A 24,833-nucleotide genomic window follows, 5' to 3' on the forward strand; every position below is an offset into this window, starting at 1 on the left:
CCTCTTAACGGTGTGTGAGTTTCAGTTTCTCAACCGTTGCAGCAAAGTTTGGCAGCCATTTTTCATGCGCCAGGATCATCTCACCCGCGAGTTTTTCAGCGTCACGGTCAGAATGCACCAGCGGGCTGAGGTTCAGCGCCAGCAGCACGTCATTCAGTTCGCCGCTCAGGGCCGCATTGCTCGCCGCCACTTCAAAGCCTTTGATGGTGTGAATCAGGCCCATCACCTTATCGTCGAAGTGGGTAATGCGGGGATGTGGTTTTGCACCCTCGCGCCCAAGAATGCAGGTCATCTCAACGGCCCAGTCTGCCGGGATATTGTCGATGTGCCCGTGATGGGGAACGTTTACATAGTGCTCGGCCTGCTTGTCATTGTAAATGGCGTTAATCACTTCACACGCGGCATCCGAATAGTATGCCCCGCCGCGCTGCTCCAGCTCTTTCGGTTTGACGTTCAGGTTCGGATCTTTATACAAATCAAACAGCTGCTTCTCTACTTTCTGTACAACCTGAGCGCGTGCGCCACCTTTGTAGTATTCGCCCATCTCAATGGCCAGCATCTCTTTCTGCTTGAAGTAGTAGAGCAGATACGAGCACGGCAGCAGATTCAGGGAGCGGATCAGCCCTTCGCTGAACGGCAGATCGAAAATGTTTTTCACCGAGGCCGCGGTCAGGCGACCAGAGGCGACGCCGTCGAGCAGTTCCGCAAAGCGCGATTGCCCGTTCACTATCACATCTTTGATAAAGACCATGTGATTCAGGCCGAACAGATCAATGGAGAGATCATCGTTATCGGTCAGTTCCAGTACATCGCGGATGAACATCTTCATGCCAATCGGAATATTGCAGACGCCGATAAAGCGTTTGAAACCGGTGTGGCGATAGACTGCCTCGGTGACCATCCCGGCCGGGTTGGTAAAGTTGATCACCCAGGCGTTCGGGCAGATCTCCTCCACGTCTTTAATGATGTCAAAAATGACCGGAATAGTACGCAGGCCTTTAAACAGGCCACCTGCCCCGTTGGTTTCCTGGCCCAGATAACCGTGGCTCAGCGGAATGCGCTCGTCCAGCTCACGCGCCTTCAGCTGGCCGACGCGCAGCTGCGTGGTCACGAAGTCAGCATCTTTCAGTGCCAGGCGGCGATCCAGCGTTTTATGCACGGTTAAGGGCACGCCCGCTTTTTCAACCATGCGTTTGCACAGTTCAAAAATAATATTCAGCTTCTCCTGACCTTCTTCAACATCCACCAGCCATAATTCGCTGACCGGTAATTCATGATACCGTTTCAGGAAACCTTCAAGTAATTCCGGGGTATAGCTGCTGCCGCCACCAATGGTTACGACTTTTAATTTCTGTTGCATAATATCTCCCTTAGCGTATCAGGTTAATCGCCTGCAAGGTATAGCGTACTCTTCCCGCTATTTGGGCAAGCCATTACGTCACGGTTCCTGGCGGATAAACCGCCGAAAGTTAATTAATTACCGTTAAATTTTTGCGGTAACTGTTCGGTGTGAATGAAGTCAATTTTTTAAAGGTTTTAATAAACAGGCTGGGGCTGCTGTAACCCGATTCGTAAGCGATATCGGTGACAGAGTAGTTAGTAATTTCCAGCTGTTTTTTGGCAAAGTTAATGCGGATTTCATTAATGATTTGCACAGGCGTTTTACGGTAATAACGCTGCGTGGCGCGCGTCAAATATTCCTGCGATTTACCCGACAGCGCCACCATATTCTCCAGGGCGTTATCGCTGAACTGTCCTTTATCGTGCATCAGCTCCACGGTACTGCGCAGCCACTGAGGAATATCATCCACCACCTGCTGTTCTTCACGGTGATGGCGGAGGCGATTCATGACGTAGAACGTCACGGTTTCAATAAATTCATCAAATTCATTGTCGCGGAAATTCAGCGAGGCGATAACCGTTTCAATCCAGGTCATAAACTCATTTTTAACGCGATACACCTGTGACGCCACAAAGCAGAACGGCACCAGCGGCAGATAGTGCTTCTCGAAGAAACGCCTGCTCACCCCTACGTTCAGAATGCGTGTCGCACCAAACTCATAAAAGCTCTGGTGATAAGATCCCATTGGCAGGAAGACGAAATCGCCACGCTCAAGCAGGACGCGCTTACCGTTGATCTCCTGATAGTAGCGGCCGGTCAGAACAATCGTGAACTCGTAGTAGTCATGCTGGTGCAGACCGCTGGCGCTCTCCGTTTTGTTGTAAATCACCACGTGAAAATTTTTGCCATTAAACAGCTGTTGCTCATGTGCGGTTTTGATTTCCATCGTGCTGACCTCCTGCTACTTCAACTGACTTATTGCATCTTCTCGTGAAGCTCGATGAGCTCCGCGACCAGCTCGCGTGCCAGCATGGAGGTCATCAGATGATCCTGCGCATGTACCAGCACCAGACTCACTTTCATCTTCCCTTCGCCCTGGTCGCTTTCGATGAGCTTCGTCTGCACCAGATGCGCTTCGTTTAACGCTGTACGGGACTGCTCCATCATGGTTTTCGCGGCAACGAAGTCGCCCTGCTTAGCCTGCTTAAGCGCCGCATACGCCAGGCTGCGTGCCTGCCCGGAGTTGATGATGAGGCCCATCACCACCTCTTCCAGATCGTTCTCTGCGGTTTCTTCGGCAACGATACTCTCTAAATCTAACATCTTTAAGCTCCTTTCCGCTGGCGCGAGTTGCCCCGCGCCGTGCAATTTTAGAATTTCAGTGCGAGGGCGATATCCTCTTCGCTCTCTTCTTCATCGATAACCGTTGCGGCCTTGTTCGCAATCGCCACGAACGGCATGTAGAGCAGGGTTGCAATCCCGAGGTTGAATATCGCCAGCAGGAAGGCCGCCACGCTACCGTTGGTGTTGAAGAACGCGCCCAGACCAGCCGGCATCGTCCACGGCGCAATGTTGGTCACCGGCGGGATAATGCCCAGGTAGTACGCCGTCAGCGTAATCGCGGCCAGCAGCGGCTGAACCAGGATGAAGGGAATGAACATCACCGGGTTCATGATAATTGGCAGACCAAACAGGATCGGCTCGTTAATCTGGAAGATGCCTGACGGCAGGGCCAGCTTCGCAACCTGACGATGGTCGGCGCGGCGAGAGACAATAAAGACCGCGATGATCAGACCCAACGTCGCCCCGGTACCGCCCAGGAAGATATAGGAGTCAAGCATCGGCTTCGCCCACACATGGAAGGTTTTACCGGCCGCCAGCGCCGCATCGACGGAGCCGTACTGCTGGTAAAGCGCGACGTTTTCCAGTGCCCATGGGGTCATAATACCGCTGTCCAGCGCCGCCAGTGCCAGTGAACCATGCACGCCGAAGAACCACAGCAGGGAGGTAAAGATGACATACGCCCAACCGACCACGCTACCCATCGACGCCAGCGGCGTTGAGATAGAGTCCATAATGATCTGGTGGAAGTTTGTGCCCCAGTGAGAGAGCGCCCAGGCAATAATCCCCATGATGGAGAGAATAATGAAGCCCGGAATCAACGCGGAAAATGAACGAGAAACGGAGGCCGGAACGCTATCCGGCAAGCGGATAACCCAGTTACGGCGAATAATGAAGGTGAACATTTCGGCCACCACCAGCCCGATAATAATACCGGAAATGATGTTTGCCCCACCCAGCCAGTTGGCGCCAACGGCGTAAGCGTCACCCACGCTGTACGGTGTGACGGTCATGAACGCGGCAATGGACAGTAAGCCTGCCGCCAGCGGATCCACTTTACGCTCTTCCGCCAGCGCCATTCCGATAAAGAAAGGCGCCATTAGCGACATAATACCCAACGTACCGTTGTATACGTTGCCGCCAATGGCTTTTAAACCATTAAGGGTTTCAATAGTTGAAGCATCTAACCTAATTCCTAATGAATAAAAAAAGGAACCTTCTCCAAAGCTCAGAAAAACGTTGTTAATTAAAACGAACATTGCCCCGGCTAATGTCAACGGCATTAATTTAATAAAGCCGTTCTTAATGGCATTAACGTGAGGCTGCTTTCCTATTTTAACAGCAAAAGGAAGGAGTACCTTTTCAAGTGAAGCGATGACTTTACTCATAGGAAAATACCCTTAAATGCCGCAACGACCGTTACGGCGTATTGTGTGTGAAATAACTCTTTGACGGGAAAAATAAAAAATTAATTAGCAGCTTTTTTAATCGCCGCAACGGCAGCTTTTAATACACCTAAACCATCAATCTTGCCGTATAAAACGGAATCGATCACTTCGACCGGCTTATTGGGTAGCAGACGCTGAATTTCTGGCAGCATATAAGCGATTTGCGGCCCGAGTAAAATAACGTCTGCTGTCTGGCCCTTCTCGCCCGCCAGCGTTTCCGGAAACGCCTCAATCACCACAGGGACTTCATATTTTTCGGCCTGCGCGCGCATTTTGGAAACCAGCAGCGAAGTGGACATGCCCGCAGAGCAAAACAGATAGATATGTTTCTTTTCCATGATAACTTCCCTCTTGTTTGGCTACCCGCCGTCTCGCTATCACTCGACTCGCTATCCTGGCTGACGGGCAGTGTGCTGAACATTGTTTGTCGTTGAAGTGAGTATACGCAATGGTACAGGGAGGGGATAATTCTGGATAGACTGAAATTGTCTCTCATTGACCTGGCTTGTTGACTACCTTCACATTTCAGGCAAATAATTCGCGCCAAGAAATAAGATTCACGTATGCATAAAAAAACCGGCCTTCCGGCCGGTTTGTTAACGCTCTCAGGCAAGCAGGCTTACTGTGCCTTAGGTGCCTGTGGGTCGGTGTCGTATTCGGCACAGGTCTGGTAACCAGAATTGATCACGTGACCCGTATCATCCAGGGCGACAAAATAGGTCTCTGCCTTACCATCACGTTGACCCAGAATATAGGTCTGGCAGGTACCACGCGCGTGGATCATAGTGACTTCTGAAGAAGGTTTACCGGCAATGGCTGCAACCTGGGAACGCGTCATGCCTTTTTTGACGTCTTTTACCACTGGCTGTGTGAACTGATCTTTAGTGCGATCGTAAGCTGTACACCCTGCCAGCATAGTCAGTACCGCCGCTGCGCTTAAAATTCCTGCTACGTTCTTGTTCATATTCCGTCCTCTTGTTTATCAGCGTGTTAACTAAGCATGGGATAAAAATTACTATTGTTCAACTTTGCGAGTTACGCCAGACGAATTTCGGAAAATTCTAATAAAACAACGGTAAGCTGCTAAATCGCTGTAAAACAGTACACTCAAAACTGTGATCCTTGTCGTTTCCCCGACAAAGGGTTAGTTTTAACAGATCACACTTTCTGTTTGGTTCTGCATAGGGAGGGCGTAATGGCTCTGCAACAAGAAATTATTCAGGCGCTGGGCGCGAAACCTGCGATTGATGCCAATGAAGAGATCCGTCGTAGCGTTGATTTTTTGAAAGCTTACCTGTCTGCACACCCTTTCCTGAAGACGCTGGTGCTGGGCATCAGCGGCGGTCAGGATTCCACTCTGGCCGGTAAGCTGAGCCAGATGGCCATCTCCGAGCTGCGTGACGAGACCGGTGACACCGCGCTGCAATTTATTGCCGTACGTCTGCCGTATGGCGTGCAGGCCGACGAGCAGGACTGTCAGGATGCGATTGCGTTTATTCAGCCGGACCGTGTTCTTACCGTAAATATTAAAGGTTCGGTACTGGCCAGCGAGCAGGCCCTGCGTGAAGCCGGTATTGAACTGAGCGATTTTGTCCGCGGCAATGAGAAAGCCCGTGAGCGCATGAAAGCGCAGTACAGTATCGCAGGGATGACCAAAGGGGTCGTCGTCGGCACTGACCACGCCGCGGAAGCCATCACCGGCTTCTTCACCAAATACGGCGATGGCGGCACGGATATCAACCCCCTCTTCCGTCTGAACAAGCGTCAGGGCAAGCAATTGCTGGCGGCGTTGGGCTGCCCGGAGCACCTGTATAAGAAGGCACCAACGGCGGACCTGGAGGACGATCGCCCTTCCCTGCCGGATGAAGCCGCGCTGGGTGTCACGTATGACAACATCGATGATTATCTGGAAGGCAAAACGCTCGACGAAGGTACCGCTAAAATTATCGAAGGCTGGTATCTGAAAACCGAGCACAAGCGTCGTCCGCCCATTACGGTGTTTGATGATTTCTGGAAAAAGTAAAAGCAAAACGGTAACTCAGTTTTGCAGGCCGGGTAAGGCGTAGCCGCCACCCGGCTCTTTTTTAACCACCGAACACCTGCTACACTGTATGCCTGAACAGTATATGGAGCAGTATGTGAGCAGGCGTCAATCCGCCCCGCGTCTTGAGTTTGAAGCGGCGGCTATCTACGAATATCCCGAGCATCTTCGCCCCTGGCTTGAGGCACTGCCTAAACAGCCTGGCGTCTATTTCTTCCACGGCGACAGCGACACCATGCCGCTCTATATCGGCAAAAGCGTGAATATCCGCAGCCGGGTGATGTCGCACCTGCGTACGCCGGACGAAGCATCGATGCTCAGGCAGTCCCGGCGGATCACCTGGATCGAGACGGCAGGCGAACTGGGCGCGCTTCTGCTCGAAGCCCGGCTCATCAAGGAGCAGCAGCCGCTGTTTAACAAACGCCTGCGCCGCAACCGCCAGCTGTGTTCGTTGCAGATTAACGCTGGAAAACCGCAGGTCGTTTATGCCCGGGAAGTGGATTTTTCGCATGAACCCAATCTTTACGGTCTGTTTGCCAACAAACGAGCCGCACTGCAAACCCTGCAATCCCTGGCTGATGAATTACAGCTTTGTTACGGCCTGTTAGGGCTGGAAGCCACCACCCGTGGTCGCGCCTGTTTCCGCTCCGCGCTGAAACGCTGCGCCGGGGCGTGCTGTGGAAAAGAGAGCGTTGAAGAACATCATGCCCGGTTTATGGCTGGCCTGGCCTCTATCAGCGTTAACTGCTGGCCGTGGGAAGGCGCGGTGGCGCTGAAAGAAACCCGTGATGCGATGACGCACTATCACATCATCCGCAACTGGCTCTGGCTTGGCGCCGTTGAAAGTCTGGATGACGCTACCGCTCTGCTGCGCACCCCTGCCGGTTTCGATCAGGATGGTTACAAAATTCTCTGCAAGCCACTGTTAACCGGAAAATATGAGATCATCGTCCTCAATGACCCGGCAGCCAGGTAATTTCACTGAACAGCAGCGACCCCTTCGTTTCCAGTAAACGGAGGGTATGACTGCCCGCTTCCCAGCTGGCGCCCTGATCGGCGGTCAGTAATTTGTCGCCCAGTTGCCAGGCGCCGCTTAATACGAATGCCACCCCACCGCGTGATGCGAAGGTAGTGAACGTCCGGGTAGCAACGCGCACCTTTGCCTGGCAGCAATCCCGTCGGGTCATGATGTTGAAGTCCATCGACATTTGCCCCTCTGTGAGCACGGCTTTCACCGCCAGATCGCCCGCAAATCGGTAAGGCTGATGATGCTTCAGGGTATGACAAAACGCCCTGCCTGCATCCAGGGTCACCTCGCCGCCCTCCAGCAGCGTAATCACCCGGTCGACGCCCGGGAACGCGGAAAATTCGCCGTTACTGGCGATGGAGGCAATACTGGCCCGCCAGAAAAAATCCCGCGTCGCGGGAGGAAAACAGCAAATCTCACGCGTCTCACCCGCACCATTACGCCAGAGACTGACCGGCATTTTACGGATATCAAAGAATTCCATGACCACTCCTGAAGGACGCACCGTGCGCCAGGGCATTTTCACAGACGTATTATCGGCAGCAGTCAGGCCAGACCTTAGGCATGGGATAAAAGAAAAACCGCCGGTCCTGTCCACAGCGTTTTCGCTTTTGTAGACAGGAGCCCGGCGGTCTTAAGAGAGTGAACCGATTATTCGGTTGGTGCAGGCATTTTACCTTCCGGCGCTGCACGTTCTGTCAGACGCTTCTCAAAATTGGCATTAAATTGCTTTTTCTGTTCCGGCGTCAGAATGTTGTAAATCTTGTTCTGGGTTTCCATGTGGGCCAGCATGCGCGCTTTATGCTGCTCGGCCATTTTGTCGATCTGCGCTTCCGCTTTTGCTTTATCGAAGCTGTCGCTGGCAATGATGTCATGCATTGCGCGGCGCTCTTCCAGCGGAGGACGTTTCATCTGGTCACGCTGGCTTTTCATGATGTCGCGGATCTGCTGCTTCTGCGCATCGGTGAGGTTCAGATCTTTAAACATCATCATCTCATGGTGCATACCCGGCTTGCCTTTATGATGTATCATCATTTTGCCTTCCGTCGGCGCGGCGGTAGTGGTCGCGGTATCGGCGGCGAACGCCATGCTGGTAGCGCCCAGAGCCAGGGTAGAGGCAACAAACAGTGCAGTTAATTTACGCATAATGTCTTTCCTTACTTTCAGTTATTCTTCGGCGCTATGCCGTGTTGACGAGATTAACTTTACGGGGTTTATCGTCAATTAGTCAGAGCAACGGTAAAACAATGAAAGTGTAAAAAACAACTTTTCGCCAATTGTGGAGAAATTAAGGAAAAAGCGTGGAGAGATGAAACAAAAATATTCAACAGGATGATTTTAAAGAGATTATGGAGAAGTATAGCGAAGTGCCGTTTAATAATAAAGCAATTCTCCAGGAATATTCCGCAAACAATACCAGAGCGCTTTTAACGCTAAGAAATTTATTCTTCATTTCCCCTCCGGTCTGCGCGAGGGGAGACGATCAGGGCATTTTTTCCAGCATCAGGCCTGCTCGCAAACCAAACGCGACCGACGGATTAGGAAATAAAACATATTCCGTGGATTTCTGTACCGCATAGCGCGTCTCACCATCTTCCGCCAGCAGGACGCCCTGGCGAAACGGCGTAAAGTTCAGCGTATGGGGCGCCATATGTAGCTGGAAAGCCTCGCTTTGACGCGTGAGCTGCTGCACGACCCGATAGCGCACAACGGGTTCCCGGGAGGGTTCCGGCGCAACCCCGGCGAGCAACGCCCGAAGCGCCTGATGCGTAGGGGCAAAACGCGTCAGGTCGTTTTGCCCGAACGGCAGCGCTTTTCCCAGCTCCAGGGTGCAGGATAACGCGCCAACATTCTCGCAGGTGAAGTGGGTAAACGTGCCGCCTGGCGTCTGGTGGAAAACCAGCGCCTCCAGCCCCGCGTCGCCAAGCCAGGTCAGAAACGCCTCATCCCACGGCTGATGACGCTGCGGTAACACGCCAAAACGCACGTGGTACGAGGCGCGAATGGCCGTATGCAGATCGAGGTGCCAGCGTGTTTCCCCCGCCCCGGCAAAAAACGCCGTGACCACCTTCTCCAGCCATTGCGCGCGTGTCGTCTCATCACTCTGTGGAAACTGCGCCCAGCGACCACCAAACATGCGGTTGATGTCGCTCACGAGATACCGTTTATTTTGCGCCAGCGCAGGCGGATTTCCCAGCACCACCAGCAGACGGCAGTGCAGCGTGATCTCTGCGCGAAACAGCGCGCGCAGCAAAAGATCGACAATCTCCACGGGCGCGGTTTCGTTTCCGTGAATGCCGGTCGAAAGCAGCAGCGACAGGTCATATTCCCCCATCGGCGTCATTTCAAGCACGCCCTGCCCCAGCCATCGCCAGTGGAACGAGGGGCCTTCCCCCTCTTGCCGCTCCGGTGTCTCTTCGGCCAGCGTCAGCGCCAGTAAGTTTTCCATATCATCTCCTTAGCGCTGGAACGGATAAACCGATCCCAGTTGCAGGATGGTCGATAATGCATCCAGCGCCTCGCGGCCTTCGCGCAGCAGCTGCGGATCAACCAGATCGGCCTGAACCAGATGGTCGCGATAATAGCGGTCCACCCAGTCATTGAGGGTATTGAACAGCGTGTCGTTCATCATCACCGCCGGATTCACGGCCTGCATCTCCTCCGGCGTTAACACCACGCGCAGTCGCAGGCACGCCGGTCCCCCGCCATTGGCCATACTTTCCCGCAGATCAAACACGCGCAGTTCATCAATCGGGTTATCCGCCTGCACCAGTTCGCTGAGATAGCGCCAGACGCCCTGATGGTTGCGGGACTCCTGCGGCAGCACCAGCATCATGCTGCCATCATCCCGGCTCAGCAGCTGGCTGTTGAACAGATACGTTTCGACCGCATCCTGTACGCTTACCGCCTGCGTGGGCACCTGAATCGGCATAAATCCCGGCACGCGTTCGCGCAGCGTGGCCAGCAACTTTTCCTGATGGGCAAACGCCTGCTCGTGGCAGAACAGCACCTGACGGTTGGAAACGGCAATGACGTCGTTATGAAACACGCCCTGGTCGATCACCTGCGGATTTTGCTGGGCAAAAATCACCTGAGAAGGATTAACCTGGTTCAGCCGCGCAACCGCCTGGCTTGCGGCTAAAGTTTGTCTCGCCGGATAACGAACCGGCGCGGCGTGGCCGCCCTCTTCCCGTCCATAGATAAACAGCTGCAAACCCGGCTCGCCATAGTCGCCGCCCAGACGGTTGTGGTTTGCCGCCCCTTCATCGCCAAACATCGCGACCTGCGGCAGCGCCGAATGTACCTCGAAATGCGCTTCATGATTAAAAATGGCGCGCAGCACGCGCCCGGTGGTCTCCGCTTCGCTGGCGCGGTGGAATTTGTTGTTCAGGTTAGCAACGGTCAGATGCACTTTGCCGTCCAGCGTATCCGCCGACGGCGCAACGGTGGCGGCATTCGCCACCCACATCGAGGAGGCTGAACTGGCCGCCGAAAGCAGGTGTGGCGTCTGCGTGCCTGCTTTTTCCACCACCTGTTCATCCGTACCGCTGAACCCCAGCTGGCGCAGCACGGCCACGTTTGGTCGCTCCTGAGGCGGGATCACCGCCTGCGGGAAACCGGCATCGGACAGCGCCTTCATTTTCAACAGACCCTGCTTCGCCGCCAGCTTCGGGTTCGAGACCTGGAAACGGTGCTTCGTCGAGGCTTCATTGCCGAACGATAGCCCGGCATAGTGGTGCGTCAGCCCCACGAGGCCGTCAAAGTTAACCTCACGCGCTTTCATGGGCGTCACCCTCTGTAAAATCCAGCCCCGGATTCAGCGTCTCCGGCAGCGTCAGCGCCGGGGTTTCCAGGCTTGCCATCGGCCACGCGCAGTAATCGGCGGCATACCAGGCGCTGGCGCGATGGTTGCCCGACGCCCCTACGCCACCAAACGGCGCGGTGCTCGCCGCACCGGTCAGCGGTTTGTTCCAGTTCACGATCCCGGCGCGCACTTCAAGCAGCAGTTGTTCGAATTTCTCGCGATGCGGCGATATCAGGCCGCTCGACAGGCCGTAGCGGGTGTTGTTGGCCATCTCGATCGCCGACTCAAAATCGTCATAGCGCCAGACGCACAGCAGCGGGCCAAAGACCTCTTCATCCGGCACGTTGCTCGTCGCACTCATCTCAATAATCCCCGGCGTCAGCAGCGACGTGCCCGGCATTACCTGTTTCGGCTCCAGCAGGGTTTTCGCCCCACGCGCCACGTGCTCCTGCCACGCTTTCAGCACGTTCAGCGCCGCCTGCGCGGAGATCAGCCCGCCGATAAACGGCTGCGGCTCGGCATCCCATTTCGCGGGAACCAGACGCGCGCTCACCTCCACCAGACGCTTCAGGAACGCATCCCCCTGCGCGCCGCGCTTAACCAGCAGGCGGCGGGCGCAGGTGCAGCGCTGTCCGGCGGTAATGAACGCCGACTGAATGGTCAGATGGACCGCGGCATCGATATCATCCGGATCTTCCACAATCAGCGGGTTGTTGCCGCCCATCTCCAGCGCCAGAATTTTTTCCGGCTGCCCCGCCAGCTGACGATGCAGCTGATACCCCGTTCCGGCACTGCCGGTGAACAGCAAACCGTCAATGTCGCTCAGCGCACTCAGCGCCTGACCTGTTTCACGCCCGCCCTGCACCAGATTCAGCACCCCCGGCGGCAGCCCCGCCTGCTCCCAGAGTTTTATGACTGCTTCTCCGGTTAAGGGGGTTAACTCACTCGGCTTGAAGATGACGGTATTCCCCGCCAGCAGCGCAGGCACAATGTGCCCGTTCGGCAGATGTCCGGGGAAGTTATACGGGCCAAATACCGCCAGCACCCCGTGCGGACGGTGGCGCAGCGTGGCGGCGCCGTCTGGCATCTCGGTATGCTGCTCGCCGGTGCGGGTATGGTACGCCTTCACCGATATCGCGATTTTGTTGATCATCGCCGTGACTTCGGTTGTTGCCTCCCTGCGCGGCTTGCTGGTTTCGCAGGCAATGATGCGGGTCAGCTCGGCTTTATTGGCCTCCAGCAGCGCAGCAAATTTCTCAACCAGCGCCTGGCGCTCGGAGAATGGCCGTTTCGCCCATGCCGGAAACGCGCGGCGTGCAGCCTGGCAGGCCTGCTCAACCTGCCCGGCGCTGGCGTCGTTCCCCGACCAGAGCACCTCCTGACCGACCGGGTTAGTTTTTGTCCGCGCGTCACCTTCGCCCGTTACCCAGTCACCGTTAATCCATAGAGTCATGCTGTTTTCTCCTCAGGGCAGAGCCGCACCAGGCGAACCGTGTCGCCAGCGTTACATTTCAGGGCATCCAGTTGCGCAGCCGTCAGTACCAGACGCTCGCATGTTGGGTTGGTTCGCACCAGCATGGCGCGGAAGTTGGTGTAATTCTCGTTCGAGACCAGGCAGGCTGGCCACTCGCCCGGCGCGGGCTGGCCTTCTGAAACCTCAACCAGGCGGCTTTTACGGATGGCGCGAACGCGGTCAATGTCGCATTCCAGCGTCGGGCCGCCGTCGAAGATGTCGACGTAGTTACGGTAGCGAAATCCCTCTTTCTCCAGCACTGCGCGGGCCGGGGCGGTTTGCGGGTGAACTTCGCCGATCACCGCCTGCGCTTCAGGCGTTAAGAAATGGGTATAAATAGGATGCTTCGGCATCAGCTCGGCGATAAACGCCTTCTGACCGGTACCGCACAGGTAATCCGCCCGGCTAAATTCCATGGAGAAGAAGCGTTCGCCCAGACTCTCCCAGAACGGCGAATAGCCCGTCTCATCAATCACGCCGCGCATCTCCGCGACCACTTTTTCGTTGAAGCGGTCGCGAAAGGCGGCCATAAACATAAAGCGCGATTTGGAGAGCAGATAACCGTTGCCCTCTTTGCGCCAGTCCGGATCGAGAAACAGGGTGCAGAGTTCGCTGGCGCCGGTATGGTCATTACAGAGGAAGAGCGTCGGCAGCGCGTTGTAAACGTTCAGCTCTTTCGAGGCGTGGACCATCGTGCCGACCCGGTAGTTGTACCACGGATCGTTAAGCCCGACGGCCACCTCGATGGCGCAAATCCCCGCCACGGTTCCCGTGTCGGTATCTTCCAGCACGAACACATAGCCCTGTTCGCTTTTTGGCAACGTCCCCTGCCAGGTTTGCAGGGCGCGCTCAATGCGCGCCGACAGCGTTTTTTCATCGGCAGGCAGCGAGGTTAGCCCGCCCCCTGTCTTACCGGCAAGCTGCATAAGCCCGGCGAGATCGCCGTGCGCAACGGGACGGATGACCATCATGATGACACCCCGGACTTCACCTGTTCGCAGGCCAGCGCAAAACGATCCAACCCGGTTCTGACCTCTTCCTCGCTGACGATCAGCGCAGGGGCAAACCGCACCACGTTAGCACCGGCAATTAGCACCATTACGCCCTGCTTTGCCGCTTCCTGTGAAATCAGCTTCGCTTTGCCGGCAAACTCAGGGGCAAGCTCACAGCCTATTAACAGCCCCAGACCGCGGATCTCTTTGAACAAGCCGGTCTGGTTATTGATGGCAGTAAGGCGCTCAACAAACCACTGGTGACGCTGCTTCACGCCGTTCAGCACCTCAGGGGTGTTGATGATATCCAGCACCTGTCCGGCGACAGCGGTTGCCAGCGGGTTGCCGCCGTATGTGGTGCCATGGGTGCCCACGGTCATCACGCTGGCGAATTTATCGGTGGTCAGCATCGCCCCCACCGGGAAACCGCCGCCGAGCGCTTTGGCTGTTGAGAGCACATCCGGGGTCACGCCATAGTGCATGTAGGCGTACAGCTCACCCGTGCGGCCCACGCCGGTCTGGACTTCGTCAAAAATCAGGACCGCGTTATGCCGATCGCACAGCTCGCGCAGCCCTTGCAGGAACGCTTTCTGGGCGGGCATGACGCCGCCTTCCCCCTGCATGGGCTCGACAATCACCGCACAGGTGGTGTCGTCAATCAGCTCGCTGGCAGAGTGTAAATCGTTATACGCCGCATGCCGGATATCCGGCGGCAGCGGCGCAAAATCCTGAGAATATGAGGGCTGACCACCCGCGCTGACGGTAAACAGCGTGCGGCCATGGAAGGCATTTTTAAAGGCTACGATGCCGCTCTTGTGCGCGCCGAATTTATCGTGCGCATATTTGCGCGCCAGCTTCAGCGCCGCTTCGTTCGCTTCCGCGCCGGAGTTACAGAAAAAGACTTTTTCTGCGAAAGTGGCGTCGATCAGCTTCTTCGCCAGACGCAATGCCGGTTCGTTGGTATAACCGTTGCCGGTATGCCAGAATTTCGCCGCCTGGTCATTCAGCGCCTGCCGCAGCGCCGGGTTTGCATGCCCCAGCGCATTCACCGCAATCCCACCCGCAAAGTCGATATACTCTTTGCCCTGCTGATCCCACAGGCGAGAGCCTTCCCCACGTACCGGAATAAAAGCCGCCGGAGCGTATACCGGCATCATCCATTCATCGAAATTTTCACGCGTAACTGACAGAGACATAGCGACCTCATCCGGTAAATAAAAGGTTGTTTAAATGTTAAATAATTGAGTGTTTGCACTGTGAATGTAGATTGCAGCGTTCGTGCCAGCCAGCGATAAAAATGCATAAACGGGTTGGGGTAACAGAATATCAATGAGTTACAATATGGAGTTATTCACTGTTAATGCATAAATAGTGAATATTATTACGACAAGCGGCGCTTTACCGCATGAAAACAAGAAAGAGTATGCAGAGGCCAAATATAATTCTGGAATTGTGATCGCTCGCGAAATTTATCGGCCCTTTACGCCCTGTTCGAGGGCAAAACGCGCCGAAATGGTGCAAATATTGCACCGTCGGCATTATCTGTCGCAGTAATTGGGCGAAGCGGATAACAGACGACGTAAATTCTGCTACCATCCTTGCACTATTCACCTTGCATTGGCAGCGACTATGAAATTTGTCTCTTTTAATATCAACGGCCTGCGTGCCCGCCCTCACCAGCTTGAAGCGATTGTTGAGCAACATCAGCCAGATGTGATCGGCTTGCAGGAGACAAAAGTTCACGACGATATGTTCCCGCTCGAAGAGGTAGCGAAGCTGGGCTATAACGTTTTTTACCACGGTCAGAAAGGCCACTACGGCGTTGCGCTGCTGACCAAAGATACGCCGGTGTCGGTGCGTCGTGGCTTCCCGGGTGACGATGAAGAGGCGCAACGCCGCATCATCATGGCGGAAATTCCTTCCGCGCTCGGCAATGTGACCGTCATCAACGGCTATTTCCCGCAGGGTGAAAGCCGCGATCATGAAACCAAATTCCCGGCCAAAGCGAAGTTTTATCAGGATCTGCAAAACTACCTGACAACCGAACTCAAAAAAGAAAACCCGGTGCTGATCATGGGCGACATGAATATCAGCCCGACGGATCTGGATATCGGTATTGGCGAAGAGAACCGTAAGCGCTGGCTGCGCACCGGCAAATGCTCTTTCCTGCCGGAGGAGCGCGAGTGGATGGAGCGCCTGCTGGGTTGGGGGCTGGTGGATACTTTCCGCACGGCTAACCCGGCGACGCAGGATCGCTTCTCGTGGTTTGACTATCGCTCTAAAGGCTTCGATGACAACCGGGGCCTGCGTATTGATCTGCTGCTGGCGAGCGCCCCCCTGGCCGAACGCTGCATCGAAACCGGTATCGACTATGACATCCGCAGCATGGAAAAACCGTCCGACCATGCGCCGGTATGGGCAACGTTCAAGCTGTAAACTTCAGTGAATATTAAAAAAATCAGTCTCCTGTGCGCCCTTTTGGGCGCATTTGTTTTGACCGTTGTTTTGCTTCCTCCAGGCATGCTCTCCCTCGACACGCTAAAAATGCACCAGCAAACGTTGATCGATCGTGTGGAGCAGGCGCCTCTTCAGAGCGCGCTGATCTATTTTGCGGTTTACGTTCTGCTCTCCGCGCTGTCGATCCCCGGAGCCGCGCTTCTGACGCTGCTCGGCGGGGCGCTTTTCAGCCTGTGGGAGGCGACGCTGTTGGTGTCATTTGCCTCGACGCTCGGCGCCACGCTTGCCATGCTCGTCAGCCGTTATCTGCTGCGCGACTGGGTGCAACGGCGCTTTGCCGCACAGATGAGCACGATAGATGCGGGGATGGATCGCGACGGCGCACGCTACCTTTTTGCCCTGCGCCTGATGCCGTTGTTCCCGTTCTTTCTGGTCAATTTGCTGATGGGGCTAACCCGTCTCAGGGTGCGTCACTACTGGTGGGTCAGCCAGCTTGCAATGCTACCTGCCACCGTCATTTATCTGAACGCCGGACGCGAGCTGGGGAAACTCACCTCGCTGCGCGATATTCTGTCGCCGGGACTGCTGTTCGCCTTTACACTATTAGGGTTATTACCGCTGGTCACTCGCTGGCTGTTTTCCCGTTACATCCCTTCGATTAAAAAGTGAGGCATTATGCGCCGGGTGCGTTTTTGCGCGTTTCTGACGAGTCTGCTGCTGGCAACCTCTGCCTTCGCCGCAGAGAGCTGGCAATCCATTCAGCAACAGGCCACCGGGCAGACCGTCTGGTTTAACGCCTGGGGCGGTGACGAGGCCGTTAACCGCTACCTCGACTGGGTAAGCGGCGAGATGAAAACGCACTACGCCATCAACCTGAAGATCGTTCATCTGGCCGATGCCGCCGACGCGGTGAAGCGGATCCAGACGGAACATGCCGCAGGACGCAGCAGTAACGGGTCGGTGGATCTGCTCTGGGTAAACGGGGAAAACTTCCGCAACCTGAAAGCGGCAAACCTGCTGCTCACCGGCTGGGCGCAAACCCTGCCCAACTGGCGCTACGTCGATACCCGTAAACCGGTAACGGAAGATTTTGCCATCCCGACCGATGGGGCAGAATCCCCGTGGGGCGGCGCGCAATTAACCTTTATCGCCCGTAAAGCGAGTACGCCGACACCACCGGCAGATCCCCACGCGCTGCTGGTATACGCCCGACAGCACCCTGGCAAGGTGAGCTATCCGCGACCGCCGGATTTTACCGGCACGGCGTTTCTTGAGCAGCTACTGCTGGCGCTGACCGCCCATCCGGAGGCGCTAAAAAACGCGCCAGACAGTACCTTTGCGCAGGTCACCGCGCCGCTGTGGGATTACCTTGATACGCTGCACCCCCTGCTGTGGCGCGAAGGGAACGATTTTCCTCCGTCGCCTGCGCGCATGGATACGCTGCTGGCCAGCGGCAGCCTGAACCTGTCGCTCACCTTTAACCCCGCCCATGCGATGCAAAAGGTGGCGAGCGGTGAACTGCCTGCCGACAGCTACAGTTTCGGCTTTCTCAAAGGCATGATCGGCAACGTCCATTTTGTCGCTATCCCGGCAAACGCCAGCGCGAGCGCAGGCGCGAAGGTGGTGGCGAATTTCCTGCTGTCACCGCAGGCGCAGATCCGCAAAGCTAATCCTGCCGTCTGGGGTGACCCGAGCGTGCTGGATGGCGAAAAACTGCCTGCGAAAGCGGCAAAACAGCTTCGCGCCTTTACCCCCTCAGGCACGCCTGATGTACTTCCCGAACCTCACGCCGCCTGGGTTAACGCCCTGGAGCAGGAATGGCTTCGCCGCTACGGAACCCGCTAAGCGGGCTGGTCTGGGCGGCAATGGCGGTCATCTATCTGCCACTGCTTCCCGCCAGCGGCATGCTGCTGGCCCCGGCGTTTTCTCCCGGCAACTGGGCGACGCTGTTTGCCGACCCGCAGCTGCCGCAGGCGCTGGCCGCCACGCTGGTTTCCACGCTTATCGCGACGCTGGGCTCACTGTTTATCGCCCTGACCCTGCTTGCGCTTCTCTGGCCGGGTGAAGGCTGGCAGCGCCTGAGCACCCGTCTGCCGTGGCTGTTAGCCGTGCCGCACGTCGCCTTCGCCACCAGCGCGCTGCTGCTGTTTGCGGAAGGGGGGCAGTTTTACCGGATCTGTACGGTCTGTTCGCCGCAGCTTGACCGCTACGGTATCGGGCTTGGCCTGACGCTTGCGGTCAAAGAGAGCGCGTTCGTTCTGTGGGCAATCTACGCCGCGCTGCCTGAAAAGCGTCTCGCACAGCAGAAAATCGTCCTGCATACCTTCGGCTACGGACGAATGCAGGCGCTCAACTGGCTCGTCCTCCCGGCAATCGCCCCCGCGCTGGGCGCAGTCATGCTGGCGGTGCTGGCCTGGTCGCTTTCCGTGGTGGATGTGGCGATCGTGCTCGGGCCAGGCAACCCGCCTACGCTGGCGGTACTGGCCTGGCAGTGGCTCGCCCAGGGCGATGCACAACAGCAAACAAAGGGAACGCTGCTGTGTCTGGTGTTGCTCCTGCTGCTGGCGGCGCTTGCCGCGGTGGGATACGGCTTCTGGACGGCATGGCGGCGCGCCCAGCGTGACCCCTCCGGAATTCGTCACGCTTCGCATACTGCGCTGCCCGCACGGACGCTGGGCGGGTTACTGCCGCTGTGCGGCGTCCTCTGTGCGCTGGTTCTGCTGATGCTGGCACGCCGGGACGACATCGGCCCCGTCAGCGACAGCCTTTCACTGGGACTGCTGTCCAGCCTGACAGCGCTGGCCATCCTCATGCTCTGGCTTGAGTGGGGACCCCAGCGCGGCGCGGTGTGGGTCTGGCTGCCGCTCGCCCTCCCGGCGCTGCCCCTCGTGTCCGGGCAATATGCCGTGGCGCTGTGGCTGGGCATCGACGGCCAGTACGCTGCGGTGCTCTGGAGCCATATGCTCTGGGTTCTCCCGTGGATGCTCCTGGTGCTGCAACCGGCCTGGCGCAGGCTCGATCCCCGGCTTATCCTCACCGCCAGAACGCTGGGCTGGCGACAGGCGAAAATTTTCTGGTTGGTGAAATGCCCCCTGATGGTTCGTCCGGCCCTGCTGGCCTTTGCCACCGGCTTTTCCGTGAGCATGGCCCAGTACATGCCGACCCTCTGGCTGGGAGCGGGACGTTTCACCACCCTGACGACGGAGGCGGTCGCCCTCAGCAGCGGCGGCAGCATTCCGATCCTCGCCAGCCGGGCGCTGGGTCTGTTGCTGTTGACCAGCAGCGTATTTGCCCTTGCCGCGCTGCTCTCCCGGCTCGTGGGCCGTCACAGACAAGGATTACGTTAATGCTGTACGTGAAAAATCTCACCATTGCGCCACTCTTCCGTGAGGTCAACTTCCGCGTCCCGGCGGGGGAGATTGTCACGCTGATGGGGCCCTCCGGGAGCGGAAAATCGACCCTTTTCGCCTGGATGGTGGGGGCGTTATCCGCTGATTTTAAGGCGCACGGCGAGCTATGGCTGAACGATCGCCGCTGCGATATGCTCCCCGTGGAAACGCGCGGGATCGGCATTCTGTTTCAGGATGCCCTGCTGTTTGACGCCTTCAGCGTGGGGCAAAACCTGATGCTGGCGCTGCCGGCGCACATCGTCGGGCGCGCCCGCCGCAACGCGGTAGAACAGGCCCTGGACACTGCCGGGCTGGCAAACCACTACGCCAGCGATCCGGCGACCCTTTCCGGCGGCGAGCGCGCCCGGGTCAGCCTGTTGCGCGCTCTTCTCGCCCAGCCGCAGGCATTGCTGCTCGACGAGCCGTTCAGTCGACTGGATAAAACGCTGCGCGCCTCATTCCGGGCGTGGGTATTCGAGGTTACTCGCCAGCGCAGGATCCCGGTGGTGCTGGTCACGCATGATGAGGACGATATTCCGCCCGGCGGCGAGGTGATTGAGATTTCTCGCTGGCAATAATGTGCTAACGCAATGTTTTTGGCTTCAGGAGAGACGACAATGCCCCCCTCTTTTAATGACGTCAGGTTTTTCGATGAAACGTGTTTCTCAACTGACCGCGCTGGCCCTGATCTGCGGCCTCGCCTCACTCTCCTCCACGGCGGCTGATATGCCCCACTCCCTCACGCTGGACCAGCTCCAGGCGCAAAACGGCGCGGTAATTGATACGCGCGTCAGTGCGTTCTATAACGGCTGGCCGCAGACCCTGAGCGGAACGTCCGGGCATGAACCCGCCGCGCTTAATCTCTCTGCCAACTGGCTTGGGGCAATGAGCGATGAACAGCTCAGCGGCTGGGCAAAACAACATCGGCTTACGCCAGACATGCCGGTTGCGCTCTATGGCAACGATGATGACAACCAGACCGTCAAAGCGCGGCTGGAGAAAGCGGGCTTTACCCACGTCTCCACCCTGAGCGATGCCCTGCAACAATCCGACCGTCTGCAACGTCTGGCGCATTTCGAACAGCTGGTTTATCCGCAGTGGATCCGCCAGTTGCAGCAGGGCAAACCCGTTACCGCCGCACCAGCCGGAGAATGGAAGGTGATCGAGGCTGGCTGGGGTGCGCCGAAGCTTTATCTCCTGAGCCACATTCCCGGTGCGGGCTATATCGACACCAATGAAGTGGAAAGCGAACCGCTGTGGAATAAGGTCTCTGACGAAAAGCTGAAAGCGATGCTGGCGAAGCACGGGATCCGTCACGATACCACCGTCATTCTGTACGGTCGCGACGTGTATGCCGCCGCGCGCGTGGCGCAGATCATGCTCTACGCGGGCGTGAAGGATGTGCGAATTCTGGATGGCGGCTGGAAGGCGTGGTCCGACGCCAGCCTGCCCGTTGAGCGCGGAACGCCTGCAAAGGTGAAGCCAGCCCCTGATTTTGGCGCGCCGATCCCGGGCCAGCCCCGGCTGATGGTGGATATGGAGCAGGCCCGGGGAATGCTGCACCGTCAGGATGCCTCGCTGGTGAGCATTCGTTCCTGGCCAGAGTTTATCGGTTTAACCAGCGGCTACAGCTATATCAAGCCAAAAGGTGAAATTGCCGGTGCGCGCTGGGGCCATGCGGGCAGCGACGCGACCCACATGGAAGATTTCCACAATCCGGATGGCACCATGCGTAGCGCCGATGATATTGCCGCCATGTGGAAAACGTGGAATATCCTGCCGGAGCAGCACGTTGCGTTTTACTGTGGTACCGGCTGGCGCGCGTCTGAAGCCTTTATGTACGCCCGCGCGATGGGCTGGCAGAACGTTGCCGTCTACGACGGCGGCTGGTACGAATGGAGCAGCCATCCGCAGAACCCGGTCTCCACCGGGGAGCGCGGACCGGAGAGCGCACGCTAGCGGGGAAGTGATTTCAGCGTGATATAACCGCTCCAGATGCGCGTTGTGGTGGTCAGCCAGCACAACGCGCCAAACGTCCAGGCAAACAGCGCGAAATGCGCCGGAAACAGGCAGCACAGCGCAAACAGCGCGATGGTCTCCGTTCCTTCCGTTAATCCCCCAATGTAATAAAGCGACTTGTGCGCATAGCCGGGGTTGTCGATATCATGCTTCCCCGCCAGCGCGGCAAAGGCCAGAAAACTGCTGCCCGTCCCCATAAAAGCGAACAGCAGCCAGGCGGCGGCGATCGCGTTATCAGCCGGAGCGGCCAGCGCAAAGCCAAACGGCACCAGGGCGTAGAACAGGAAGTCGAGGGCGATATCAAGAAATCCTCCCGCGTCCGTCAGGCCACGGCGACGCGCCAGCGCGCCGTCCAGACCATCCAGCAGCCGGTTCAGCACAATGGCGATCAGCGCCGCCGGATACCAGCCCAGCGCCAGAAACGGTAACGCCAGCACGCCAATCGCAAACCCGGCGAGCGTTAAGCCATCAGGCGTGATAAACGGTCTATCCAGCGCGGCGGCCAGCTGATTTAACCCGGGTTTCAGTCGGGGGTGCAGATGTTTATCCAGCATGCGGTTTACCTTTAAACGTGGCGCACAGCCCCTGAGCCGGGATATCCAGCGCGGCGTTAAAGCGGGCGGAAAGATTCTGAAAGGCAATCAGAGCCGTCATTTCGGTGATGGTCTCTTCCGTAAAGTGGCGCTTCAGCAGACTTTTGATATTTTCATCCACCTGAGGTGGCGTGGCGGTGACCGCTTCCGCATAGGCCAGCGCCGCGCGCTCCTCTTCGCTGAACAGGGTGGAATTTTGCCAGTCGCTGACGGCCTGCACTTTATCCAGCGCCCCGCTCCGCTCGGCCAGACGCAGGCTGTTGGCATCAATACAAAATGCGCAGTGGCAGATCTGCGAGATCCGCGTCATTAGTAGCGATCGCAGAACCGGCGTCAAACGCGCCTTGCGCCGCTCCAGATAGCCGACAAATAGCGCCACCAGCCAGAAAAGACGCGGCATACGCCCCCACCAGCGCGTGGGGTTCAGCACCGCGCCGAAGTGTTTTTTCTGCATGGCGGCGATGGGGCTGAGGCTGACGGGAAGGGTTTCCATGGGCGCAACCCAGGCGGATGTCTCTTTCACCTGATTCTCCTGATGACTGGACTCTTTGGAAGGGCACGATAATATGTCGTTTTTCGCTATTAATTATTGACGAACATGCTGAAAACACTCGATGTGGTTGCGGCCATCCTCGAAAAAGAGGGCAAGATTTTGCTGGCGCAGCGTCCCGAACATGCCGATCAGCCAGGAATGTGGGAATTTGCAGGCGGGAAGGTTGAAGCCGGTGAGACCCAGCCGGAAGCGCTGATCCGCGAACTGCGCGAAGAGCTCGGCATTGAGGCCGTGCCCGCGCGGTATGTGGCAAGCCACCAGCGGGAGGTGTCGCAGCGGCTGATTCACCTCCACGCCTGGCATGTGCCTGAATTTAGCGGTCAGCTGAAGGCGCATTATCACTCGGCGCTGGTATGGTGCACGCCAGAAGACGCGTTCACGTATGCTTTAGCCCCGGCGGATATACCGCTGCTGGAGGCGTTTATTCTTTTACGCGACGCCAGACCAGCGGGTTTGTACTGAGGGTGCGTTCATCACGCTGGCACTGCAACAGCACGCCATCTGCCCTGACCACTGCGCCTTCGGAATAGTTTTGATCCTGATAGATACAGCACTGATTACACGGCTGCGCACGCTGGCCGCCAGCGCTAAAGACCTCTGGCGGCACGTTGACCTCGACATCCGGGCGAATGCGGTCAGCCTGTGCCCCGGCGGACACCATCAAACATAACGCGGCCATTGCGTAACGGTTCATAGACTTTATTTCCTTTGCATCGTTTATATCTATAACGGTCGATCCGGACGGGATCTTTAATTTATCTCGTCATCGCTTTTGGTTATGACGCGCGCCCTGTCATTAATTTCCCTTGCGGCATAAATTTCTGCTTGCCTCTCAAAGCGGTGCGGGTGGTATAGTCAAAAAAACGACACAAAACATCTACGCCACACGCATAAATTATTATAAGAGGTTCTTATATCTATGGATCAGACACGCTCTCTGGAAAGCTTTCTTGCCCATGTTCAGCAGCGCGACCCGCACCAAAGCGAGTTTGCCCAGGCCGTTCGTGAAGTCATGACCACCCTGTGGCCCTTCCTTGAGGAAAATCCGCGTTACCGTCAGATGGCGCTGCTTGAACGTCTGGTAGAGCCGGAGCGCGTCATCCAGTTCCGCGTGGCGTGGGTGGACGACCGCAATCAGGTGCAGGTCAACCGCGCGTGGCGCGTGCAGTTTAACTCCGCCATTGGGCCGTTTAAGGGCGGGATGCGCTTCCACCCCTCGGTGAACCTGTCGATTCTGAAATTCCTCGGCTTCGAGCAGACCTTTAAAAATGCGCTCACTACCCTGCCGATGGGCGGCGGTAAAGGCGGGAGTGATTTCGATCCGAAAGGCAAGAGCGAAGGCGAAGTGATGCGCTTCTGCCAGGCGCTGGTCACTGAGCTCTATCGCCACCTTGGGCCGGATACCGACGTTCCTGCCGGGGATATCGGCGTGGGGGGGCGTGAAGTGGGCTTTATGGCCGGGATGATGAAAAAGCTCTCCAACAACAGCGCCTGCGTCTTTACCGGCAAAGGTCTGTCGTTTGGCGGTAGCCTGATTCGCCCGGAAGCGACGGGTTATGGTCTGGTCTATTTCACCGAAGCGATGCTTAAGCGTCACGGGCTGAGCTTCGAGGGGATGCGCGTGGCGGTCTCCGGCTCCGGCAACGTGGCGCAGTACGCTATCGAGAAAGCGATGGCGTTTGGCGCGCGCGTGGTGACCGCCTCCGACTCCAGCGGTACCGTGGTGGATGAAGCTGGCTTTACGGCAGAAAAACTGGCGCGTCTGTGCGAAATCAAAGCCAGCCGTGACGGTCGGGTAGCGGATTATGCCCGTGAATTTGGCCTGACCTATCTGGAAGGTAAACAGCCGTGGGGCGTGCCGGTGGATATCGCCCTGCCGTGCGCGACGCAAAACGAACTGGACGTGGATGCCACCCGGACGCTGATTAGCAATGGCGTGAAAGCGGTAGCGGAAGGGGCAAATATGCCCACCACTATTGAAGCGACCGACCTGTTCCTGGACGCGGGCGTGCTGTTTGCGCCAGGCAAGGCGGCGAACGCTGGCGGCGTGGCAACATCCGGTCTGGAAATGGCGCAAAACGCCGCGAGAATGGGCTGGAAGGCAGAGAAAGTGGATGCCCGTCTGCACCACATCATGCTCGATATTCATCACGCCTGCGTGGAGTACGGCGGCGAGGCCTCGCAAACTAACTACGTGCGCGGGGCGAATATCGCCGGGTTCGTGAAGGTGGCCGATGCGATGATCGGACAGGGTGTGATTTAGTTTCGCTGCATTCTCGCCCTTGTAGGCCCGGTAAGCGTTAGCGCCACCGG

At 57.2% G+C, this 24,833-nt stretch carries 26 protein-coding genes; 10 read left to right on the forward strand and 16 right to left on the reverse strand.

What is annotated here, in order from left to right:
* Positions 1–4 precede the first annotated feature (4 nt).
* The 6 genes from IMQ56_RS18610 to osmE all read right to left on the reverse strand — a co-directional run bounded on the left by IMQ56_RS18610 (position 5) and on the right by osmE (position 5,095).
* Positions 5–1,360 carry a 6-phospho-beta-glucosidase gene (locus tag IMQ56_RS18610; protein ID WP_017384662.1) on the reverse strand — a complete coding sequence of 452 codons (1,356 nt, stop codon included), beginning with the start codon at positions 1,358–1,360 and terminating at the stop codon, positions 5–7.
* 109 nt (positions 1,361–1,469) lie between these two features.
* Entirely contained in the window at positions 1,470–2,288 is an 819-nt protein-coding gene (gene chbR / locus IMQ56_RS18615; RefSeq protein ID WP_017384663.1) for a transcriptional regulator ChbR, read from the reverse strand.
* A gap of 29 nt (positions 2,289–2,317) precedes the next feature.
* Positions 2,318–2,665 carry a PTS N,N'-diacetylchitobiose transporter subunit IIA gene (gene chbA / locus IMQ56_RS18620; RefSeq protein WP_003857835.1) on the reverse strand — a complete coding sequence of 116 codons (348 nt, stop codon included), beginning with the start codon at positions 2,663–2,665 and terminating at the stop codon, positions 2,318–2,320.
* Between the two features lie 47 nt (positions 2,666–2,712).
* Positions 2,713–4,071, reverse strand: a complete 1,359-nt coding sequence (gene chbC / locus IMQ56_RS18625; protein ID WP_017384664.1) for a PTS N,N'-diacetylchitobiose transporter subunit IIC — start codon at positions 4,069–4,071, stop codon at positions 2,713–2,715.
* 80 nt (positions 4,072–4,151) lie between these two features.
* Positions 4,152–4,469 carry a PTS N,N'-diacetylchitobiose transporter subunit IIB gene (gene chbB, locus IMQ56_RS18630; protein ID WP_015570750.1) on the reverse strand — a complete coding sequence of 106 codons (318 nt, stop codon included), beginning with the start codon at positions 4,467–4,469 and terminating at the stop codon, positions 4,152–4,154.
* A gap of 281 nt (positions 4,470–4,750) precedes the next feature.
* A complete protein-coding gene (gene osmE / locus IMQ56_RS18635; RefSeq protein WP_003857836.1) occupies positions 4,751–5,095 on the reverse strand; it encodes an osmotically-inducible lipoprotein OsmE in 345 nt (114 codons plus the stop codon).
* Between the two features lie 231 nt (positions 5,096–5,326).
* On the opposite strand from osmE, the gene nadE reads away from it, so the two are divergent.
* Positions 5,327–6,154: an ammonia-dependent NAD(+) synthetase gene (gene nadE / locus IMQ56_RS18640; protein WP_003857837.1), complete on the forward strand. Its 828-nt coding sequence runs from the start codon at positions 5,327–5,329 to the stop codon at positions 6,152–6,154.
* A gap of 115 nt (positions 6,155–6,269) precedes the next feature.
* A complete protein-coding gene (gene cho, locus IMQ56_RS18645) occupies positions 6,270–7,148 on the forward strand; it encodes an excinuclease Cho (protein WP_196063639.1) in 879 nt (292 codons plus the stop codon).
* On the opposite strand, the gene ves is transcribed toward cho, so the two are convergent.
* The 7 genes from ves to IMQ56_RS18680 all read right to left on the reverse strand — a co-directional run bounded on the left by ves (position 7,126) and on the right by IMQ56_RS18680 (position 14,705).
* Entirely contained in the window at positions 7,126–7,683 is a 558-nt protein-coding gene (ves, locus tag IMQ56_RS18650) for an environmental stress-induced protein Ves (protein WP_017384666.1), read from the reverse strand. The two genes, cho and ves, sit on opposite strands and share 23 nt — an antisense overlap.
* A 167-nt stretch (positions 7,684–7,850) precedes the next feature.
* Positions 7,851–8,345 (reverse strand): ATP-independent periplasmic protein-refolding chaperone Spy, encoded by a 495-nt coding sequence (spy, locus tag IMQ56_RS18655; RefSeq protein ID WP_196063640.1) that lies wholly within the window; start codon positions 8,343–8,345, stop codon positions 7,851–7,853.
* A gap of 337 nt (positions 8,346–8,682) precedes the next feature.
* On the reverse strand, positions 8,683–9,648 hold the full coding sequence (gene astE, locus IMQ56_RS18660; RefSeq protein ID WP_196063641.1) for a succinylglutamate desuccinylase: 966 nt from the start codon (positions 9,646–9,648) through the stop codon (positions 8,683–8,685).
* Positions 9,649–9,657: 9 nt separating this feature from the next.
* Complete coding sequence (astB, locus tag IMQ56_RS18665; RefSeq protein ID WP_196063642.1) at positions 9,658–10,983, reverse strand: N-succinylarginine dihydrolase; 1,326 nt, start codon at positions 10,981–10,983, stop codon at positions 9,658–9,660.
* Positions 10,970–12,457: a succinylglutamate-semialdehyde dehydrogenase gene (gene astD / locus IMQ56_RS18670; protein ID WP_196063643.1), complete on the reverse strand. Its 1,488-nt coding sequence runs from the start codon at positions 12,455–12,457 to the stop codon at positions 10,970–10,972. The genes astB and astD overlap by 14 nt, the downstream gene beginning before the upstream one ends.
* The gene (gene astA, locus IMQ56_RS18675) at positions 12,454–13,488 is read right to left on the reverse strand and encodes an arginine N-succinyltransferase (protein WP_015570755.1); all 1,035 of its coding nucleotides are present in this window, start codon (positions 13,486–13,488) and stop codon (positions 12,454–12,456) included. The genes astD and astA overlap by 4 nt, the downstream gene beginning before the upstream one ends.
* Entirely contained in the window at positions 13,485–14,705 is a 1,221-nt protein-coding gene (locus IMQ56_RS18680; RefSeq protein WP_032104258.1) for an aspartate aminotransferase family protein, read from the reverse strand. Before IMQ56_RS18680 ends, astA begins: the two co-directional genes overlap by 4 nt.
* A 433-nt stretch (positions 14,706–15,138) precedes the next feature.
* Here IMQ56_RS18680 and xthA point away from each other — a divergent pair, with 433 nt between their 5' ends.
* The 6 genes from xthA to IMQ56_RS18710 all read left to right on the forward strand — a co-directional run bounded on the left by xthA (position 15,139) and on the right by IMQ56_RS18710 (position 21,314).
* On the forward strand, positions 15,139–15,945 hold the full coding sequence (xthA, locus tag IMQ56_RS18685; RefSeq protein WP_015570756.1) for an exodeoxyribonuclease III: 807 nt from the start codon (positions 15,139–15,141) through the stop codon (positions 15,943–15,945).
* 6 nt (positions 15,946–15,951) lie between these two features.
* Positions 15,952–16,635 carry a TVP38/TMEM64 family protein gene (locus IMQ56_RS18690; RefSeq protein WP_039271056.1) on the forward strand — a complete coding sequence of 228 codons (684 nt, stop codon included), beginning with the start codon at positions 15,952–15,954 and terminating at the stop codon, positions 16,633–16,635.
* Positions 16,636–16,650: 15 nt separating this feature from the next.
* Positions 16,651–17,811, forward strand: coding sequence for an ABC transporter substrate-binding protein (locus tag IMQ56_RS18695; protein WP_032671512.1), 1,161 nt, complete (start codon positions 16,651–16,653; stop codon positions 17,809–17,811).
* Complete coding sequence (locus tag IMQ56_RS18700) at positions 17,784–19,313, forward strand: thiamine ABC transporter permease (RefSeq protein WP_047719384.1); 1,530 nt, start codon at positions 17,784–17,786, stop codon at positions 19,311–19,313. The genes IMQ56_RS18695 and IMQ56_RS18700 overlap by 28 nt, the downstream gene beginning before the upstream one ends.
* On the forward strand, positions 19,313–19,933 hold the full coding sequence (locus tag IMQ56_RS18705; RefSeq protein WP_045141484.1) for an ATP-binding cassette domain-containing protein: 621 nt from the start codon (positions 19,313–19,315) through the stop codon (positions 19,931–19,933). The genes IMQ56_RS18700 and IMQ56_RS18705 overlap by 1 nt, the downstream gene beginning before the upstream one ends.
* 73 nt (positions 19,934–20,006) lie before the next feature.
* A complete protein-coding gene (locus IMQ56_RS18710) occupies positions 20,007–21,314 on the forward strand; it encodes a sulfurtransferase (protein WP_196063644.1) in 1,308 nt (435 codons plus the stop codon).
* Here IMQ56_RS18710 and IMQ56_RS18715 read toward each other — a convergent pair.
* Both IMQ56_RS18715 and IMQ56_RS18720 read right to left on the reverse strand, forming a co-directional pair.
* Positions 21,311–21,928 carry a CDP-alcohol phosphatidyltransferase family protein gene (locus IMQ56_RS18715; protein WP_045141483.1) on the reverse strand — a complete coding sequence of 206 codons (618 nt, stop codon included), beginning with the start codon at positions 21,926–21,928 and terminating at the stop codon, positions 21,311–21,313. The two genes, IMQ56_RS18710 and IMQ56_RS18715, sit on opposite strands and share 4 nt — an antisense overlap.
* Complete coding sequence (locus IMQ56_RS18720; protein WP_032670967.1) at positions 21,918–22,490, reverse strand: carboxymuconolactone decarboxylase family protein; 573 nt, start codon at positions 22,488–22,490, stop codon at positions 21,918–21,920. Before IMQ56_RS18720 ends, IMQ56_RS18715 begins: the two co-directional genes overlap by 11 nt.
* A 75-nt stretch (positions 22,491–22,565) precedes the next feature.
* On the opposite strand from IMQ56_RS18720, the gene IMQ56_RS18725 reads away from it, so the two are divergent.
* The gene (locus tag IMQ56_RS18725; protein WP_017693607.1) at positions 22,566–22,982 is read left to right on the forward strand and encodes a pyrimidine (deoxy)nucleoside triphosphate diphosphatase; all 417 of its coding nucleotides are present in this window, start codon (positions 22,566–22,568) and stop codon (positions 22,980–22,982) included.
* On the opposite strand, the gene IMQ56_RS18730 is transcribed toward IMQ56_RS18725, so the two are convergent.
* Positions 22,942–23,214, reverse strand: a complete 273-nt coding sequence (locus IMQ56_RS18730) for a YnjH family protein (RefSeq protein ID WP_003857857.1) — start codon at positions 23,212–23,214, stop codon at positions 22,942–22,944. The two genes, IMQ56_RS18725 and IMQ56_RS18730, sit on opposite strands and share 41 nt — an antisense overlap.
* A 225-nt stretch (positions 23,215–23,439) precedes the next feature.
* Here IMQ56_RS18730 and gdhA point away from each other — a divergent pair, with 225 nt between their 5' ends.
* Entirely contained in the window at positions 23,440–24,783 is a 1,344-nt protein-coding gene (gene gdhA / locus IMQ56_RS18735) for an NADP-specific glutamate dehydrogenase (protein WP_196063645.1), read from the forward strand.
* Positions 24,784–24,833 lie beyond the last annotated feature (50 nt).

The organism is Enterobacter sp. Res13-Sevr-PEC09-46, assembly GCF_015672585.1.
GTDB classification, from domain to species: Bacteria; Pseudomonadota; Gammaproteobacteria; order Enterobacterales; family Enterobacteriaceae; genus Enterobacter; species Enterobacter hormaechei_C.